The sequence below is a fragment of the Sinomonas atrocyanea genome (assembly GCF_001577305.1).
In the GTDB taxonomy this organism is placed as follows: Bacteria; Actinomycetota; Actinomycetes; order Actinomycetales; family Micrococcaceae; genus Sinomonas; species Sinomonas atrocyanea.
In genome coordinates, this window is sequence record NZ_CP014518.1 from 4,087,420 (window position 1) to 4,104,723 (window position 17,304).

Annotated in this window: 16 protein-coding genes; 8 read left to right on the forward strand and 8 right to left on the reverse strand. The window is 66.8% G+C overall.

Translation table 11 applies throughout. The features are described 5' to 3' along the window. The first annotated feature begins 332 nt into the window (after nucleotides 1-332). On the forward strand, nucleotides 333-2,645 hold the full coding sequence (locus tag SA2016_RS18760; protein ID WP_066501149.1) for an FdhF/YdeP family oxidoreductase: 2,313 nt from the start codon (nucleotides 333-335) through the stop codon (nucleotides 2,643-2,645). Between the two features lie 234 nt (nucleotides 2,646-2,879). Here SA2016_RS18760 and SA2016_RS18765 read toward each other — a convergent pair whose 3' ends face one another. The 5 genes from SA2016_RS18765 to SA2016_RS18785 form a co-directional block, all read right to left on the reverse strand. Beyond that, complete coding sequence (locus SA2016_RS18765) at nucleotides 2,880-3,575, reverse strand: helix-turn-helix domain-containing protein (RefSeq protein WP_066501151.1); 696 nt, start codon at nucleotides 3,573-3,575, stop codon at nucleotides 2,880-2,882. A gap of 114 nt (nucleotides 3,576-3,689) precedes the next feature. Next, a complete protein-coding gene (locus tag SA2016_RS18770) occupies nucleotides 3,690-4,877 on the reverse strand; it encodes an oxamate carbamoyltransferase subunit AllG family protein (protein ID WP_066501153.1) in 1,188 nt (395 codons plus the stop codon). Further along, nucleotides 4,874-5,503: a hypothetical protein gene (locus SA2016_RS18775; protein ID WP_218030621.1), complete on the reverse strand. Its 630-nt coding sequence runs from the start codon at nucleotides 5,501-5,503 to the stop codon at nucleotides 4,874-4,876. Before SA2016_RS18775 ends, SA2016_RS18770 begins: the two co-directional genes overlap by 4 nt. A 13-nt stretch (nucleotides 5,504-5,516) precedes the next feature. Continuing rightward, nucleotides 5,517-6,431, reverse strand: a complete 915-nt coding sequence (locus SA2016_RS18780) for an NAD-dependent epimerase/dehydratase family protein (RefSeq protein ID WP_066501156.1) — start codon at nucleotides 6,429-6,431, stop codon at nucleotides 5,517-5,519. Between the two features lie 65 nt (nucleotides 6,432-6,496). Beyond that, complete coding sequence (locus SA2016_RS18785; protein ID WP_066501158.1) at nucleotides 6,497-7,699, reverse strand: aromatic ring-hydroxylating oxygenase subunit alpha; 1,203 nt, start codon at nucleotides 7,697-7,699, stop codon at nucleotides 6,497-6,499. Between the two features lie 131 nt (nucleotides 7,700-7,830). Here SA2016_RS18785 and SA2016_RS18790 point away from each other — a divergent pair, with 131 nt between their 5' ends. Continuing rightward, nucleotides 7,831-9,222 (forward strand): amidase, encoded by a 1,392-nt coding sequence (locus tag SA2016_RS18790; RefSeq protein WP_084249645.1) that lies wholly within the window; start codon nucleotides 7,831-7,833, stop codon nucleotides 9,220-9,222. 116 nt (nucleotides 9,223-9,338) lie between these two features. Next, entirely contained in the window at nucleotides 9,339-9,638 is a 300-nt protein-coding gene (locus SA2016_RS18795) for a leucine zipper domain-containing protein (RefSeq protein WP_066501160.1), read from the forward strand. Between the two features lie 85 nt (nucleotides 9,639-9,723). Here SA2016_RS18795 and SA2016_RS18800 read toward each other — a convergent pair whose 3' ends face one another. Both SA2016_RS18800 and SA2016_RS18805 read right to left on the reverse strand, forming a co-directional pair. Next, entirely contained in the window at nucleotides 9,724-10,719 is a 996-nt protein-coding gene (locus SA2016_RS18800) for a PDR/VanB family oxidoreductase (protein WP_066501162.1), read from the reverse strand. Then, nucleotides 10,716-11,252 carry a type 1 glutamine amidotransferase domain-containing protein gene (locus tag SA2016_RS18805; RefSeq protein WP_066501164.1) on the reverse strand — a complete coding sequence of 179 codons (537 nt, stop codon included), beginning with the start codon at nucleotides 11,250-11,252 and terminating at the stop codon, nucleotides 10,716-10,718. The genes SA2016_RS18800 and SA2016_RS18805 overlap by 4 nt, the downstream gene beginning before the upstream one ends. 822 nt (nucleotides 11,253-12,074) lie before the next feature. On the opposite strand from SA2016_RS18805, the gene SA2016_RS18810 reads away from it, so the two are divergent. The 5 genes from SA2016_RS18810 (at nucleotide 12,075) to SA2016_RS18825 (ending at nucleotide 16,336) form a co-directional block, all read left to right on the forward strand. Then, the gene (locus tag SA2016_RS18810) at nucleotides 12,075-13,175 is read left to right on the forward strand and encodes a tyrosine-type recombinase/integrase (RefSeq protein WP_229710774.1); all 1,101 of its coding nucleotides are present in this window, start codon (nucleotides 12,075-12,077) and stop codon (nucleotides 13,173-13,175) included. Beyond that, nucleotides 13,172-13,510 carry a helix-turn-helix domain-containing protein gene (locus tag SA2016_RS18815; RefSeq protein ID WP_066501170.1) on the forward strand — a complete coding sequence of 113 codons (339 nt, stop codon included), beginning with the start codon at nucleotides 13,172-13,174 and terminating at the stop codon, nucleotides 13,508-13,510. The genes SA2016_RS18810 and SA2016_RS18815 overlap by 4 nt, the downstream gene beginning before the upstream one ends. After that, entirely contained in the window at nucleotides 13,503-15,011 is a 1,509-nt protein-coding gene (locus tag SA2016_RS18820) for a site-specific integrase (RefSeq protein WP_174835438.1), read from the forward strand. Before SA2016_RS18815 ends, SA2016_RS18820 begins: the two co-directional genes overlap by 8 nt. Nucleotides 15,012-15,165: 154 nt before the next feature. Beyond that, complete coding sequence (locus SA2016_RS21600) at nucleotides 15,166-15,762, forward strand: hypothetical protein (protein ID WP_141305671.1); 597 nt, start codon at nucleotides 15,166-15,168, stop codon at nucleotides 15,760-15,762. 1 nt (nucleotide 15,763) lies between these two features. Further along, the gene (locus SA2016_RS18825; protein ID WP_066501178.1) at nucleotides 15,764-16,336 is read left to right on the forward strand and encodes a hypothetical protein; all 573 of its coding nucleotides are present in this window, start codon (nucleotides 15,764-15,766) and stop codon (nucleotides 16,334-16,336) included. A 30-nt stretch (nucleotides 16,337-16,366) separates the two neighbouring features. Here SA2016_RS18825 and SA2016_RS18830 read toward each other — a convergent pair whose 3' ends face one another. Then, nucleotides 16,367-16,903, reverse strand: coding sequence for a barstar family protein (locus tag SA2016_RS18830; RefSeq protein ID WP_066501180.1), 537 nt, complete (start codon nucleotides 16,901-16,903; stop codon nucleotides 16,367-16,369). Nucleotides 16,904-17,304: the final 401 nt, after the last annotated feature.

The window sequence follows — 17,304 nt, forward strand, 5'->3', positions numbered from 1 at the left end:
TCCCCGGAATTCTTCCAGCGGATCTCCTCGCTTCAAGCCCGTCACCCCCCGGTTCTCCCGACATTGCGCCGGAAGAACTGCGAAGGAAGCCACCAACGGGCGAGGTGACCGGGCTCTGTGGCACGCCTTCCGGAGGAGGGGAACCGCTTGAGTAGGCCTCGGCCCTAGTGCACCCATTGTTTGGTATAACAGATCAAACGGAAGCCATTGCGAGGCCTATGGGACTCCCGGGACGGGGGTGGGCTTGAAGTAAGCCGCCGCACGTCATGGTTCCGGGCGTCGAGAGCTCGGGGGCTGGCCGCAGGTACGGCAATGCTGATGAAGGGAAGCGCATGCTGGTTCGGAAGCCGCAGGTTGAGGACATCGACGAAGATGCCCTCGAGGTGCATGCGCCCAAGACCGCCGCGGCGGGGGTGAAGGCGGTCGCGGTGGCACTGCAGCGGGGCCTGGCCCAGGCCGGCGCTGCCCGGACGGTGCGCGGGATGCTGCGGATCAACCAGCGCAGCGGCTTCGACTGCCCTGGGTGCGCATGGCCCGAATCGACCACCGGGCGGAGGAAGCCGGCGGAATTCTGCGAGAACGGCGCGAAGGCGATTGCCGAGGAGTCCACCGTGCGCACGGTCACCCCCGAGTGGTGGGCGGCACACCCGATCGTCGAGCTCGAGGGCAGGAGCGAGTTCTGGCTCGGCTCCCGCGGCCGGATCACCGAGCCGATGGTGATCCGGCCGGGGGAGAGTCACTACTCGCCCATCTCGTGGGGAGAGGCCTTCGACCTCATCGCCGAGCACCTCCGGGCCACGACTCCTGATCGCTGCGTCTTCTACACCTCGGGGCGCACTGCGAACGAGACGGCGTTCCTGTACCAGCTCTTCGCTCGGTCGCTGGGCACGAACAACCTCCCGGACTGCTCGAACATGTGCCACGAGTCCTCCGGATTTGCCCTCGGCCCCACCATCGGGGTGGGCAAGGGCACGGTGTCCCTGGAGGACATCCACCACTCCGAGCTGGTGCTGGTGGTGGGGCAGAACCCGGGGACGAACCACCCTCGCATGCTCTCGGCGCTGGCCGAGTGCAAGGGGAACGGTGGGAAGGTCGTGGCGGTGAACCCGCTGCCCGAGGCCGGGCTGCTGAACTTCAAGGACCCCCAGACCCCGCGCGGGGTGATCGGGGACGGGGTCTCGATCGCGGACGAGTTCCTCAAGATCAAGGTCGGCGGGGATCTGGCCCTGTTCCAGGCCCTCGGCCACCTGCTCCTCGCGGCCGAGGAGCGCGACCCGGGCTCCGTCGTCGACCGTTCCTTCGTCGAGGCACAGACCCTCGGCTTCGCGGAGTATGCGGCCGCCCGGCGCACCCTCGACTGGGAGGCGACGGAGCGGGCAACCGGGCTGTGGCGGGCCCAGATCGAGACGGTCGCGGACATGATGATCGCCTCGAAGGCGACGATCATCTGCTGGGCGCTGGGGCTGACGCAGCAGCCGCACTCGGTGAACACGCTCAAGGAGATCGTGAACCTGCTCCTGCTCCAGGGGAACTTCGGCAAGCCAGGGGCGGGGGCGTGCCCGGTGCGCGGGCACTCGAACGTCCAGGGCGACCGGACGATGGGGATCTGGGAGAAGCCCACCGAGAAGTTCATCGCCGCGCTCGAGGCCGAGTTCGGGATCCTGTTCCCCCGCGACCACGGCTACGAGTCGGTCGAGACCCAGCACGCGCTCGAGGACGGTGACGTGGACGTGTTCGTCTCCATGGGCGGCAACTTCCTCTCCGCAGCCTCGGACACCGAGAGCACGAGGGCAGGCCTGAAGCGCACGGGTCTGACGGTGCACGTCTCGACCAAGCCGAACCTCTCGCACGTCGCCCACGGGCGCACCTCCCTCGTCCTGCCCACCTTGGGCCGGACCGACCTCGACGACAGGCACCCGCGGGGGCGCCAGTTCGTCACCGTCGAGGACTCCATGTCCGTCGTCCACCGCAGCCAGGGCCGGCTGCGCCCGGTCTCCGAGCACCTCCTCGCCGAGCCGGTCATCGTCGCCCGCATGGCCCAGGCGGCCCTCGGCGAGGACCACCCGGTCGACTGGCGCGCCATGGCGGAGGACTACGACGTGATCCGCGACCACATCTCCCGCGTCATCCCCGGCTTCGAGGACTTCAACGCCCGCGTGCGGGGCAAGGACGGCTTCGTCCTGCCCTCCCCGCCACGGGACACCCGCACCTTCGCCACAGACATCGGCAGGGCGAGGTTCACCGTGTCCCCGCTGGAGTATCTCACGGCCCCGCCCGGGCACCTGATCCTGCAGACCCTCAGGAGCCACGACCAGTACAACACCACGATCTACGGCCTCGATGACCGCTACCGCGGCATCTCCAACGCCCGCAGGGTGGTACTGGTGAACCCCGATGACCTGGCCGAGCTGGGCTTCGCCGACCGCGAGCTCGTCGACGTCGTCTCGGTGTTCAACGGCGACGAGCGCCGCGCCGAGGCCTTCCGCCTCGTCGGGTACCCGACCGCCAGGGGCTGCGCGGCCGCCTACTACCCCGAAGCCAACGTCCTGGTCCATAAGGACCTCGTCGCCCGCGAGTCCAGCACCCCCGGCTACAAGGCCGTCACCATCAGATTCGAAAGGCGCGCAGCCGGTTGTCAGGCCTGAAGCCGGACATTTTCCCTTCATCGTGGGTTGCGGCCAGGGCCAGAAGCCGCCTCGCGCGGAGTGCGGGGACAGCAGGGAGCAGCATGGCATCTGCCACCCCGGGAAGCCCGGCTCATGCTGTGGGCACAGGGTGGGCGATTCGGCCGCGCTGATGGGCCACAGTCCGTCCGGGGGCACTGTGGTTCCGACGGGAGCGTCGGCGCCGGGTGGAGGAAGATGGAGACGATGCAGCCCTCACTGGCGGGGCGAGTGCGCTGGCCGAATCGCGCTGTCGTCGTTCGGTGCCAGTGTGCACCACACTGCCCTGACGGTTTCGGGCCCATCGTTCCAGAAACGGTGGGGGACTGCCGATTCGAAGGCGATGCTGTCCCCTGGGCCGAGTTCGTACTCGTCGAACTCAAGCTGGACACGCAGGCGCCCGGACAGGATGAGTCCGTACTCGCGTCCGCTGTGGCGCAGGAAGCCGTCCGGCTGGGCCGAGCCGCTTCCGACCGGGTAGACGATCTCGCGGAAGCCGACGGGCTCGTGGGTGGTAGGAGTCAGCAGCTCCCAGCGGACTCCCGTGTCCAGGCTGATGGAACGCCGTTCTTGGACACGGGTAACGAAACGTTCTTCGCCAGGGGTCCGTGCAACTCCCTCTGCAGAGCCGCTGGCCGAGACGCTCTCGGGGCTGAAGAGGTCTCCCACCCCGAGGCCGAGTATGTCTGCTATTGAATAGATGAGCGAGATCGAAGGCTTGACCAGGCCCCGCTCGACTTGGGAGATGTGCCCGGCCGAGATGCCGAGACGTCGGGCGAGCTCGCGGAGGGGCAGGCCAATCTCGAGACGTGCCGCTCTGATGCGGCCGCCGATGTCGCCGTGAGCCGTCGATCGGGCCCGGGGGTCCAGTTGGTCCTGAACCTCGCCCTGGGCCGGTTCCGGCTGCGACATTGTTCCTCCCCACACGACACGCTGTTCTCTCCACCATAACGCCTTCCGACGACTCAGGGCCGGTCCGGCAGCGGCTTGCGCTTCCGGACCGGCCCTGTTGGACCCCTTCCCCTTCTAGGCGGGATGATGGCGTGCCGATGCGCGCCGGAAGGCGTCCACCGGGGGTTCGAAGATGCCTCCGCCGATGCGTCCTTCGAGGCCTTGGCCTTCGATCATGCCGAGCAGGACTGCGGGGGCTTCTCCGGCCCTCGCAATGCGGGACGCCGATGCCCCGGTCCGGGTTGGGAGGCGCGGGTGCTCCCGCTCCATCACCCGCTCGGGGCGCTCCAGCAGCCCGTCAGTGGCGAAATCGGCCAGCGCTTCCAGAGTCAGGGGCGCATGTCGAAGGGCGGCTCCGCCGAGGCCGAAGAAGTCCACGACGGCGCTGTCTCCGATCGCCCCGAGGACAGAGAGCCCCCGATAGGCCTCGACCAGCGGGCCACGAGGCGGGGTACTGGGAACAGTGAACCAGTGCCCGGGTTCAGCGGCGACCTGGAAGCCGAATTCGACCCCGTTGCCCCCGACGCGAACGACAGCATCGGAACCTTCGATGCCTTCGGCTGCTGCCAGGGAAAGCGCAGCTGCGGCCATCCAGAGATTGAGCGCGAACGGTGTTGAGTCCGCGAGGAAGGCCTCGGCCTCCGGCCTGAACGCGCAGGAGTCGCCTGCGAGCAGAATTGCGGACACGAGGCGGCTTCCTTCAATGGTGCGGCTGTGGCCATCGTCGCCTGCGCGGAGCGCGTGTTCTAGGGGCTGCAGAAGCCCGATCGCTCCGCCTGTGGTGAGGCGGTCGCTCAGCCAGCGGGCGAACGGCCCGTGCAGCCACCGCTGGTGCTCGACCAGCCCGGGCTCGAGCATGCCGACCCTGAGACAGTTCCGCATGCCCTCGTTCAGCACTGCGTGCTGGACCCTGCCCGTCTTGGGGTCCTCGATGACGTGGAGCTGCATCGACGGGGAGATGATGCCTGCCAGGGGGACGAGGCAGCCGTGGTCCTGGGCCGCGGCCATTGACACCTGCCCCGAGGCGAAGATCACCGCTGCTTCGGCGAGGTCCGCCGCCCACCCTTCGAAGATGATCGCCTGGAGGGCCGAGTTGAGCACGGGCTGGGGCACTTCGTCCCGGGAGGCATACGGCGGCCCGGCGTGCAGCAGCACCTTCTCCCCGTCGGCCGAGGACGCGAGGACTTCGGCCAGGGGCGCCATGCCTGTCCAGACCGGCTCGGTTCCGGCGATCCGGTCTGCAGCCGTCGCGTTGGGGTTCACAGGTCCTCCACCCATGTCTCGGACATCGCGAAGCCGGCTGATTGGCCCCGGCCGTTGAGGAAGTCCCGCTCCACCGTCGAGCCCGGCAGCCTCCGTCCGTCCACCGTCACCTCTCCTGCCTGGGCGATGCGGAACACGGCGAACATCTCGTGCGCCCCCGTCCCGGACTCGGGTCCGGGGACATCGACGGCGAACGGCTCGCCGAGCCCCCGCCAGGTCAAGGCGATGCTTCGTCCTCCCGCGCTCGCCTGTTCGGTCCAGTCATCGCCATCGAGGGTCTCCTCGAAGCGGGCGCCGTCGACGTATTCCAGCTGGTCCATCACGGGCGAGGGGCGGAAGAGGAGGAACCTGGAGACGAACTCCCGGACGAGGAAGCGCGCCATCTCGGCGTTGTCGGTGAGCACCAGCCGGCATGCCGAGGGGTCTTCGGCCTGGTAGGGGTTCTCCACGACGATCGCAGCCCTGCCGGAGCCGTAGGGGGAGGAGGCGATGCGGAAGTACAGGGAGAGCGAGTTCCACGGCTCCTGCGGATCGCGCTTGAGGTAGATGAACGGATTGTCGCCGGTCCAGGCGACTGCTCCGTTCCGCACGGTCGGCTGGGCCATCGCTGTGCTTGGCTTGGTCATGGGTTAGTCCACCTCAGTTCGCGGGGGTCGGGTCGGGCAGTGGGAGTCCGGCGGCGGCGCGCATTTCGAGGAAGTTGCTCGTGGGCGACCAGCCGAGGCGTTCCTTCGCGCGGGCCGACGAGAAGACCGAGGCCCGGGGATTCGCCGTGAAGACGGCGGGGTCGTGGGGAGGGGTTTCCTCTCCGGCGACCCGTGGGTACCAGGCGAGGGTGGGTTCGGGATGGCAGGTGTCATCGGCGCTGATGAAGAACGCGTCGAAGCCGTCCACCTCGGATTCGAGGGCGGCGCGGAAGGCGCGTGCCAGGTCCGAGGCCTCGATGTAGTAGTAGAGCCAGCGGAGTTCTGGATCGTCGACGAACCCGGTGAATTCGGCCAAGGTCTCGGGAAGGACGACCGCCAGCGGACGGAGCGCGACCACCGACATGTGCGACCCGCGTGCGACGGCCTGTCCCATTGTCTCCATGATCTGCTTGCTCAGGCTGTAGGCCTGAACCGGGCGCAGCTCGTGCTCCTCGTCCACCTGGAGGTATTGGGGTGCCCAGTCGGGTCGCATCTCCGAGAGGCCGCAGGCGGAGACGCTCGAGCAGAGGACGGCTCTATCCAGGCCGTTCTCCTCTGCTGCCTGGAGCACGTTCCAGGTGCCGAGGGTGTTGACGCGGATGTAGTCCTCGGCCGGGGCCTTCCAGTCGAAGTCGATGGCCGCCAGGTGCACGACCGCGTCGGCGCCGGCCAGGGCGGCGCGGACGTCGTCCAGGTCGAGGACGTCGGTCTTGACGAATTCGGCCTCGGCGGGGGGCCGGCCGCCTGCGCCCGTCAGGGCGGGGGCTAGGTCGGCGTTGCGCACCTGGAAGATCTCGGCCAGGTTCTCCAGCACGTATCGTCCGACGCGGCCCGAACCGCCGGTGACGACTACCTTTTTCGGGGGCATTCATTTCTCCTTGCTGCGAGGGGGTTCGCCCCGGCGCCTGCAGGCACCCGGCGAGACGCGGGGGTTCAGGGCTGGACCGAGGTGAGGGCCATTCCGGCCTCCTCGCGGGCCTTCGAATCGGCTTCCCTGTACTTGGAGATCAGCCATTCGTTGAGCCGGACCAGCACGATCTCGCTCGGGGCGTAGCGGCCTCGGGGGGCGGTGCGTGAGGACATTCCGGTCTGCACCGACTCCCAGGCGTACAGGTCTTCGACCATGACCTCCTTCAGGTCGGCCACTTCCATCTCCCATTCCTCCGTGAACCCGGGCTTCTGTAGGGTCGAGTCTGGGTAGAGCCAGGTGGCGGCGAAGACGGATGTGGTGGGGCTGGTGGGCAGCCACATGAAGTACTTGACCTTGTCCGGCATGGCGATGAGGAGCAGGTTCGGGGCCACAGTGACGTAGACCAGGCGGCGCCGCTGGTCCTCGGTCAGGCCGGGCAGCACCGGCTGGAGGTTCTTGCCTGTCCTGGTGGGCGAGAGGTCCTTCTCCAAGCTGACGAGGTCATAGGCGATGATGCCCTTCTCGGGCTCATTGGATTGGCAGTCGTAGTCGATCCGCTCGGAGGCCGTGTCGTACATGGGGCACCAGCTCTTCGAATGGAGATGGGCGCAGTGATAGCACTCGTCGCCGAAGACCTTCCAGTTGCAGTTCACCGGGAAGAAGCTCTGCGGGGAGGCGGACTTCAGTTCGCTCAGGCCCCAATTGGCGAGATAGGCCGAGAGGTTCGAGAGTCTAGAGCTCACGGGCGCGATGTCGGGGTCGAAGGTGATGAAGACGAAGTTCTCCCAGATCTCCGAGCGGACCTGCGGAAGTTTGACCGATGCCTTCACGAAGCAGGGGTTCTCGTTCAGGTCGGGTGCCGACTGCAGTTCGCCGTCCAGGCCGTATACCCATGAGTGGTAGTCGCACTTGAACCGCCGCGCGTTCCCGCTCCCGGTGGCGATCCGCATGGCCCGGTGACGGCAGACGTTCGACTGCACTCTCACGCTGCCGTCGGCCTGGCGGACTACCAGCAGCTGCTCGCCCAGGGCGTCCACGGTGAAGTAGTCGCCCTTCTTGGGGATGTCCGTCGCTCGGCCGATGCATAGCCATTCGTGCCCGAATACGGCATCCAGTTCGAAGTCGTAGAACTCCTGAGATGTGAAGGCCGTAGGCGGCAGGGAGACGACGTCGTCAATGTCGCCGCAGCTGGCGTCGAATTCTTCGAGGGGGATGGGGGAGCGCATCGTTTCTCCTTGGTTGCTTCGGAAGATGTTGAGCGGTTGGCATCACGGCCGCTTTCCCATAGTGTTCTGTATCAGAGAACACTGTCAAGGCTGAAGTTTGGGGACTCGATCCGAGCGAAGGGAGTGCCGACATGGAGCTTGCAGCGCCCCTGTCGCTGAAGAAGGCGGCTTTCGCCTTGGCTGCTGGTAGGGTCCGGGCCGAGGATGCAGTGCGTTCTGCTCTTGAACGGGCGGCGTCGACGGAGGACAGCATCCACGCGTGGGTGGTGATCGACGCCGAAAGGGCGTTGGCTCAGGCAAAACGTCTGGATGGGCTTCCGCCGCATGAACGCGGCCCCCTGCACGGAGTTCCGGTGGGGGTCAAGGACATCATCGATGTCGCCGGGCTTCCCACCCGCTGCGGCTCAGTCCTACGCGGCAGCACGCCCGCCGCGGCTGACGCCGCCATCGTCGGGCGTCTGCGCTCGATGGGCGCCGTGGTCATGGGCAAGACGGTGACGACCGAGTTCGCCTACTTCAGCCCCGGCCCGACAGCCAACCCCCGGGATACGTCGCGCACTCCGGGTGGATCATCGTCGGGCTCGGCCGCTGCGGTGACGGCGGGCGTGGTGCCGCTGGCGCTGGGGACCCAGACGGCGGCCTCGGTCGCGCGGCCTGCCGCCTACTGCGGGATTGCCGGGTTCGTGGCCGCCCGAGGCGAGTTCCCCGACCAGGGAATCACCGGGCTGAGCCACTCTCTGGACTCGGTGGGCTTCCTCGCCGCTTCGGTGGGCGACCTGGCCTTCCTGAGGCGCTCCCTGGTGGGCAGCCCCAGAGCGCTGCATCACGTCTCAACCCCTGAGGCGGGCCCCGCGGGCCCCGCCGTGGTCGTCAGCTGGGCTCCCGGCAGAGAGTTCCGTGTCGAGCCCGAAATGCTCTCCGCGCTCGCCCGCGCCGAGGCGGTGCTGGAGTCCCTCGGCCACTGCGTGGAGCGGCTGGACCTGGACGGGCGTGCGGAGTCTCTGGCCGAGGCGCACACGACGGTGATGGCGTACGAGGCTGTGCGGCTTAGGGCCGCAGAGGCCGTCCGGCCCGATTCGATAAGCGGCCCTCTGGCGGACCTCTTCGCTGCCGGGCGCGGCACAAGCGATGCCGCTTACGCAGCGGCAAGGTCCCACATCGAGGAGCAGCGTCATTGGATCCGCGAGCGGCTCGCCGGCGGTCGGCTCCTGCTGGCCCCCGCCGCGCAGGGGCCAGCGCCGGTCGGCCTGGCCTCGACGGGTTTGCCCATCATGAGCAGGCCTTGGCAGGCGCTCGGCCTGCCGGTCCTAGTCGTCCCGGGTTCGGAGGACCTAGGGACCGGCATGCCTTTGGGGCTTCAGTTAGCCTGCCTGCCCGGGATGGAGGATGTGCTCTTCGCGGCCGGCAAGGCGATGGAGCAGGGGATCTCGGCCGCGGGGGCCCATCCGTGTCCCCGGCGCAGCTGCCGTCCGCGCCCCGTCGACCTTCAACTGAGGAACGTGGGTCCAGGACCTAGCTGGTAATACCCGGGGACGTTGCTTGATCTGGACCTCGTGACGTGAGGAGAACCTCCCGGCAGAGTGGAGCTGCCGCCACTTCGCTCTGGCCAAGAGGTTGTCTTGCCTCACGCTAACGCCGCTTGACGCCGTGCCGACGACTGCGCCTCAATCGGAAGGTCGTCGACGAGGAAGGGACGCTTTCCGCAGCCGCCGGCTACTTCCGCGTCTCGTGGCCGACCGCGCAGAAGTGGGCCCACCGCTATCTCGAGCTCGGCAATGAGGGCATGGGCGACCGTGCGTCTTGGCCGCACTCGCGCCCGAACAACACCTCGCAGCCGCTGGTGAAGAAGATCGTCCATGTGCGCATCAAGAAGCGGCTCGGCCCCGTCCAGGTCGCCGCACGACCGGGCATGCACCTGGCCCCACTCAAGGGGGAATGACGGAATGACGGAAGGCCTGATGGCTTGGCCATCAGGCCTTCGCGGCCACCCCTGAGCAGGACTTGTGCGGATGAGTTGCCTGTTGCTAGAGATTCAGGACAATCCGAGCCGAGCGCGCCCGCGAAACGCAGGGCATCATGGTCTCGTTCGAGGCACGCTCTGAGGGGGTGAGCACCGCGTCGCGATGATCCGGTTCCCCTTCCAGCACCTCGGTCTCACAGGTTCCGCAGACCCCTTCGCTGCAGGACCAGTCCACCGCAGTGCCCGCATCGCGGAGCACCTTCAGGCAGGAGACCCCGACAGGGACCTGCAGGGTGAGACCGGATTTCGCCAAGACCACTTCGAAGGGCCTGTCTGCCGGGCCGACGGCAGTCTGCGCCGCGAAGCGCTCACAGTGGAAGGTCCACCTCTCCGCCGACGCGGCCAACTTCTCGAGAGCATCCAAGAAAGGGCCCGGCCCGCAGGCGTATACATGGTCGGCTGCCCGGAGCTCGGAGGTGATGGCAGCCAAGTCGATCAGACCACTCTCATCGTCGCAGTGAAGCACCACCTTCTCCGATGGGAGCGCCCCGACCTCCTCCAAGAGGGCCAGCCGCTGGCGGTTGCGGGCCAGATAGTACAGCTTCCATGGCAGCCCCTCCCGTTCGGCCCTGCGGACCATGGGCAGGATAGGGGTGATGCCGATCCCCCCGGCAAAGAAGACATAGGAAGCAGCCGGTTCCATGGGGAAGTGGTTGCGGGGCCCTCGCACGGTCAGTTCGCAGCCCTCGGCGATGGTCTCGTGGATCCTGAGCGAACCTCCTCGGCTTCTCGGGTCCTTGAGGATCCCGAGCCGCCAGAGGGAGGAATCCTCGGGGTCGCCCCAGAGGGAATACTGCCGGCAGATCTGCTCGCCCCTATCGTCCTTGCCGAGGAACACGTCGATGTGGGCGCCGGGCTCCCACCGGGGGAAGGGCAGTCCGTCCGCCCTTACGAGATCGAGGGCGACGATGTCCTCCCCGACGATGCGCCGGTCCGCAACGCGCACGGCGAAGGTAGCGGTCACGTGCGCCGGGTGCTCGGTGGTTGCAGCTTCAGTCATTTTCCCTGCTCCCTTCCAGTCAGGACGGCAAGCAACGCGTCCATCCAGGCATCCAGATCGGCCGGAACCCTCGAGGTGACCAGATTGCCGTCGACCACTGCGGCCTCGTCGATCCAGCGGGCGCCGCTGCCCTCGACTTCCGGGCGCAGGACCGGGACGCTGGTGAGGGTGCGGCCCGAGAGGATTCCGGCGGAGATCGCCACCCAGGCACCGTGGCAGATCATGGCAATCGGCTTGCCTTCTTCGTTCATTCCACGCAGGAACTCCAGAGCTGCCGGGCTCCGGCGGACCAGATCTGGCGCGAACCCACCCGGGACGACGACGGCATCGTATTCCTCGTTGTCGAGGTCCTGGAGGTCCAGGTTGGCCGGGAATGGGCCATAGCCGCCCTTACCCTTGACAGGGTCTCCCGAGGGGGTCGCGACGACAACCCTGGCACCCTTGCCGATCAGCCGGTGGTATGGGAAGAGAACCTCCGATTCTTCGAAGTAGTCCGCTGTCAGAATCGCGATCGACGCGTCCTGGGCTTCCATGCGATATCCCTCCATGAGGCGAGCACTTTCAAGACAAGTGTTCTGTGACAAAGAACAGTTGTCAACAGGGCGGGCATTATTGGCGCCAGGGGCGGGGTGGGGACCCAAAGTCAACACCGATAGACGTTCGCTGTGACCCAACGCCTCATGCGATTCCGACCGGAGCCACAGGTCAGGAACGCCGTCAGATTGCGCCTCGCCCTCGCCCGGAGCTCGGGGGCCCAGGGGAAGGAGAACAATGCCGACGCACGGGGCTCCTGCGGACCGCCCCTCCAGCTCGCCAAAGAGCGATTCGGCGGCGCGCAGGGCGCGGCGGCCGCGTCGAGCTGCGCTCTAAGCTCGCGCAGCGCCTTCCTGTTGGAGGCGCCGTCGCAACGCAGCTCGCCCATGGTGCGCAGGCGGCCGCCTTCCTCGCCCTCGGCGGTGAGCGCCTCGACATGACCCCCGATCCGGCGATTGAGGAGGGCATCGGTCAGGCGAAAGAAGCGCGGCGCGGCGGGAGCTCCTGCACCTGTTTATACTCGTCCTACTCGCGCGCCGATAACCGATCTTATGTCAAGTAGAACCCTGCGTATCTCATCAGATGAATCACACGGCCCCTTCGTCCAACGTTGGCGCGGGACTGCCCTCTACACCCGGAGCTGCGCGGATCCGAGCGTGATTCCAACCTCCGATCCCGGGTTCGGCGCAGAGCCCGCAGGAGGGCGCACAGCACCGGTGCTCAGACCCGGAACTGGCCTCTGACGTGGGGATTTGCCAAGATGTTGCATCTGATGAATCATTGATTCGTTTGTTGAGCGGCGTCAGGGGTGCGAGTTGGATGTGGACCGTTCGGGCCGGGTGCTGGCCGTGGCGGGGTCGGTGCCGCTGCTGCATCCCGAGCAGCACACCTTCGAGGACATGCTGGACGGGTGGCGCAACCAGCAGCTCTCGCGCAACCTGCAGTTCGACACGATCGCCCAGCGGATCCGCTACGTGCGCCGCTTCGTGGACCACATGAACGAGTTCCCGTGGAACTGGACGCCGGCCCACGTCGAGGAGTACTTCGGCGACCTGCGCTCGATCAGGCGTCTGGCGCATTCCTCGGTCCGGGCCCAGCAGTCCGCCCTGCGGGCCTTCGCCTCCTACGTCGCCAATCCCGACTACGGGTGGGACCGGCGCTGCGAGGAGCTCTTCGGCACACACCCGGCCCAGGTGTTCTTCGACTGGAACACCGCCGCCCACGTGCAGGAGTTCGATGGCCGCCCTGCCAAGCGCCCGTTCACCCGGCGCGAGCTGCAGAGGCTCTTCGACCACGCCGACGACGAGGTCGAACGCGCCGCCGCCTCAGGCAGGAAGGGCTGGCGGGCGGCCTACAGGGACGCGGTGATGCTCAAGGCCGCCTACTCCTACGGCCTGCGGTTCAACGAGCTCCGGCACCTCCAGACGGTCGACTTCGCCACCAACCCGCACGCCCGACGGTTCGGCAGGTTCGGGGTCTGCAAGGTCCGCTACGGCAAGTCGCGCAGGGCCTCCCCGCCCAAGCCACGCAGCGTCCTGACAGTCTTCGACTGGACCCCGGGGATCTTCGAGGACTGGCTCGCCAATGGCCGCGGCACCCTCGACACACCGGACCTGTTCCCCAGCGAACGCGGCGGCCTGATCAGCGAGTCCACCCTGCTGCGGCGGCTGCGCCGCTACATCGACGAGCTCGGCATCCCCGCCGAGGGCCTGGACCTGCACTCGCTGCGGCGCTCGTATGCGACCCACCTGCTGGAGGACGGATGGGATCCTAGGTTCGTGCAGTATCAGATGGGCCATGAGCACGCCTCCACCACCGGCATCTACCAGTTCGTCAGCGACGACTTCCGCGCCAGGACCCTGCGCGCCGGGCTCGACCGGACCCTCGAGGAAGTCCTCGGGGACTCGGGAGGCGCCCGGTGAAGCGGCAGGTCGAGTACCGGTGGCGGCTCGCGGAACTGATGGCCGCCCGGGGCCTGCACAACACCACCGACCTCATCCCGCTGCTCGCCGAGCGCGGGATCGTCCTGTCCCGCCCACAGGTCTACCGGCTCGTGAACCAGAAGCCCGAACGCGTCGCCCTGCAGCTCATCTCCGCGATCTGCGACATCTTCTCCTGCGGCCCCGAGGACCTCATCACCGTCACCGCGGCCGACGTGAGGGCCCGCAGGACCGGGACCGCACCGTCCCCGAACGTCGTCGACCTCAACCGCACCGCGCGCCCCCGGCGGGCCCGGATCATCGACGACAGTGAGTGAACCCGTCGGCCTGAGCCCACGCAGCACCACCCGCGGCCGTCCGCGCACCACGGGCACCGCTGTCTGCGTCCGCTGCGGCCGCGGCGCCGGCAGGCCCAGGGTGTGGTGGCCGGAGGGGAAGGTCTGCGGACCCTGCTTCACGGTCGCGACCCGGACCCGCGGCATCTGCCCCGGCTGCGGCCAGGACCGCCTCCTCCCCGGCCCGCCCACCCCTGACGGCGGGCCCCGGTGCGGTGAATGCGCGGGCATCCCCCACGACTTCCACTGCACCCGGTGCGGGACCGAGGGCGAGTCCTACCGGCGAGGAACCTGCGCCCGCTGCGCCCTCCGCGACGACCTCACCGCCATGCTCCTCACCGATCCCGCCGACCCGGCCGCGATGGCCCGGCTCGTCGACGTCCTCTGCCGGGCCGACCGGCCGGAGAGCATCATCACCTGGAAGCGCTCGCCCAAGGTCCAGGCCCTCCTGGCCTCGCTCGCGGCGGGGACCACGCCCCTGACCCACGAAGGCCTCGACGCCCGCATCGGGACCGACGGGCGCACTGTGGACCACCTCCGGGCCCTCCTCGTCCACCACGGCCTGCTCCCCTACCGCGACCCATACCTGGCCCGCTTCGAGGCCTGGATCGAGGACAAGCTCCGCCCCCTGGCGCCTGAGGTCGCCAAGCCCGTCGAGCAGTTCGCCAAGTGGCACCACCTCAGGCGCATCCGCTCCACCGCCACCCCGGACGCCACGGCCCGGGGTCCGGTCCACTCCGCCAAGCAGGAGGTCACCGAGACCGCCAAGTTCCTCCAATGGCTCTGGGACACGCATCACCGCACCGCGGCGGCCTGCACCCAGCAGGACGTGGACGAGTGGAGGGCCAGCGGACCCACCACCCGCAAGCAAATCAAGACCTTCTTCGGCTTCGCCCGCAGAACCAGGCTCAACACGGCCGTCGACGTCGGCAGCTACACCGCCCGGACCCGCCCCACGCTCGCCCAGGACCAACGCCTCGCCTGGCTCAGGGAGCTCCTCACCGGCAACAGCGAATCCCGCCCCTACCGGGTGGCGGGCATCCTGCTCCTGCTCTACGCCCAGCCCCTCGTCCGCGTCGCAGCGCTGCGCACCGAAGCAATCACCATCGACCCCGCCACAGGCCAGGCCGCCATCACCTTCGCCGAGCGCCCCATCCCCGTCCCGGGTGGGTTCGCCGAGCTGCTCCGGGACCACCTGGAAGCCCGGCCCAACCTCCGCACCGGCGTCGCCGAGAGCCCATGGCTCTTCCCCGGCACCATTGCCGGCCAACACCTGCACCCGAACGGCATCATGGACAGGCTCCGCTCCCTCGGCATCGAGCTCGCAAGCGGCCGCAACCGGGCCCTAGACGAACTCGTCACCCAAATGCCCCCACCACTGGTCGCCGACGCCCTCGGCTATAGCTATCAAGTCGCCTTCCTCCATGCCAGCGCCGCGGCAGAGCCATGGGCGCGTTACGCCGGTCTGAGGCCTCATCCGTAAGAAGCTGAGCCTCGAGAGGGATAACGACACGTCTTCGGACCGAAGCGGGGCATAGCATCGGTCGGATTCTCTTCCGGCCTCCGCGTCCGCTACGCGGACGAAGGTTAGGCAGACGTCCGGATTCGCGATCGTGCGACCCAATAGGATCGAGGTCATGAGTGCAGAGACCTTCGCGGTAAACCAGCCTCCGAACGCTGAGGTTCGAATCCGACAGTTCTTGGACCTCTCTGCCGAGTATCTGCGTCTGGTGCCGCCCCGCACCGAGTCTCCACTGTATTTCACGGCAGAAAATGAGGATGCCCTTGCATCACTCCGTGAGGGTTTGCTTGCTCATGTTCTTATGAGGAAGTTCATCACCAAAGGTGAGAGTGTTTATCTCCCTCGCGTTTTCGAGGCATTGCTCGAGGACTACAAGGACAGTATTCCCGCCGACTTGGCAAGGCAGCTTCGCGTCTATATGTATGAGCTGAGCGCAGCACTCAAGAAGATTACAGAACACGGAGTCCAGTACGGCATCAACGGGGCTGACGCAGTGTCGGACAGGGTCATGCTGGATCGGTATCTCAACGGTAGACTACTCCACTCTGACCATGACAAGTGGCAGCAGGCCGATTCAAGTGCCTTCCGGGTGATGCTCGGTTCTTGGCTTTCTACGCGTGCCGAGTTTCGCGATCACCTTCAAAATTCACGGCATAACGTTAGTTTTGCGGTTGGGTCGTACGCATTGTTCCCATTACCCCCGGAGAGCTGAGATGATCTCCGACTCAATTCCTTGGAGGGATGAGCTGCTGCGGGTTGCAGAACGGCTTGAGCGGAAGTCCCTGCAGCGACGCTGGACTGAGCGGAGCAGCTTCATCGTAGAGCGGGACGTTATGACGAGCGCCTATGCGATCAGGCGGCTCCTGGAGGCAGGCAAGGTCTCTAGAGCGACTTATTCCGCCACCGTTCCTGTCCTTAGTCACCCCGCGAGAGGTGTGAGGCCGGACGCGTGGAACCGGCACGAAATTTGGGACCTTTACGACCTTGAATCTCCGCAGAAGGTGCAGCTGGCCCTGCGGAAGTACTGCAATCAGCTAATTCACAGCTTTGTCTGGGCGATCAGTGCAGATGAGCACAAAAACCTGTTTGACGGCGTGTTCGCCGCCTCCGAGAAGGAATGCCGCGAGCGGCTGTACTTCGTGCCAGTTGAGAGCATCATTGACATATGCAGGAGGATTGGCGGGGAAGATATTTGGGGCGTCAACCTGCGCAGAGATAGCAGTGGGGCTGCATATTGGGTCTCGCTAACGCGAGAAGAGGTTGAGGCTGAACACTTCGAGATATAGGATCCCGGCGTCGTCGGAAGATTCGTCGACTTATGGAGCGAGCCGGGCCGAATCGAGCCACTCGGCGTCATTCCAAAGCACGGGCATGGCCCCAACCGGATCGAAGCTGATCCGAGGATTGTCGCTTTGGACAAGGCACATCATCCTGCCGCCATACAGGGCGGCTTCTCTGGACCTGCTGGCGACGACATCGAGAAGTACCTGTGCTGGTCGTGGACAGGCCGACGCGAAAGCGTCGAATCCCATGAGAACAAGAGCGAGACCTGTGGCGCTCGCGTCCCAGCCATACTCGTGCACGATGACATCACGGAGGCAATCGTTCAGAGCGTCGAGGTTGCGCCCGTAGTATCTCGGGAACCCAAGCGCCTCAGAGATCGCCCGGTGCATGTCCGCTTCGTGGGGCCACAATGATGCATCCAGAACGGTGACTTGGTAGCCCTGTTCGGCCAGCCAAGCGCACGTCTCATCGAGCACCTGCCGACGGTGGAACAGCGAGACCGCTGTGTTCATCAGTAGGCGGAAGCCCAAGTCCTGCCCGAGATCCGCCTCACGGTCAAAAGCGTTCACGCGGCGATCTTACGGCCTTTACGCGACAGGAAGCGGCTCCGGCGGGGCAGCCGTCCCCGAGGAATACGCCTTATCGTGATACGCAGGGGTGCCAGTAACCGTTTCACAAATCGCCGCGACAGCCTCCAAAGATAGCGCGCGTGCTCGTCTCTTGCGGAGCGGATCACCTGGCAGAGCCGCGGATTCGACGCCTGCAGGAGTTCCTCGTCGGCCGGTAGCTGCTGGCCGATAATGCCGGTTGGACCCACGCACGAGATCTTCGATCTGCCGACGGTCATCCGCACTCACATCAGGACAGAGTGCTATCGCTACCTCGACGCCCTCTTCCGTGACGCGGAGATCGTCAGCCGGCCGGCATCACGCACGGATGACTCGCATCTGCCCTAGCTCGAGCGTTACGG

What these genes read in the sequence shown, in the direction of transcription:
- SA2016_RS18800 (WP_066501162.1), bottom strand. Translation starts at nt 10,719, where the DNA reads ATGACTGAAGCTGCAACCACCGAGCACCCGGCGCACGTGACCGCTACC.
- SA2016_RS18780 (WP_066501156.1), bottom strand. Translation starts at nt 6,431, where the DNA reads ATGCCCCCGAAAAAGGTAGTCGTCACCGGCGGTTCGGGCCGCGTCGGA.
- SA2016_RS18805 (WP_066501164.1), bottom strand. Translation starts at nt 11,252, where the DNA reads ATGGAAGCCCAGGACGCGTCGATCGCGATTCTGACAGCGGACTACTTC.
- SA2016_RS18825 (WP_066501178.1), top strand. Translation starts at nt 15,764, where the DNA reads ATGATCTCCGACTCAATTCCTTGGAGGGATGAGCTGCTGCGGGTTGCA.
- SA2016_RS21600 (WP_141305671.1), top strand. Translation starts at nt 15,166, where the DNA reads ATGAGTGCAGAGACCTTCGCGGTAAACCAGCCTCCGAACGCTGAGGTT.
- SA2016_RS18790 (WP_084249645.1), top strand. Translation starts at nt 7,831, where the DNA reads ATGGAGCTTGCAGCGCCCCTGTCGCTGAAGAAGGCGGCTTTCGCCTTG.
- SA2016_RS18785 (WP_066501158.1), bottom strand. Translation starts at nt 7,699, where the DNA reads ATGCGCTCCCCCATCCCCCTCGAAGAATTCGACGCCAGCTGCGGCGAC.
- SA2016_RS18760 (WP_066501149.1), top strand. Translation starts at nt 333, where the DNA reads ATGCTGGTTCGGAAGCCGCAGGTTGAGGACATCGACGAAGATGCCCTC.
- SA2016_RS18765 (WP_066501151.1), bottom strand. Translation starts at nt 3,575, where the DNA reads ATGTCGCAGCCGGAACCGGCCCAGGGCGAGGTTCAGGACCAACTGGAC.
- SA2016_RS18775 (WP_218030621.1), bottom strand. Translation starts at nt 5,503, where the DNA reads ATGACCAAGCCAAGCACAGCGATGGCCCAGCCGACCGTGCGGAACGGA.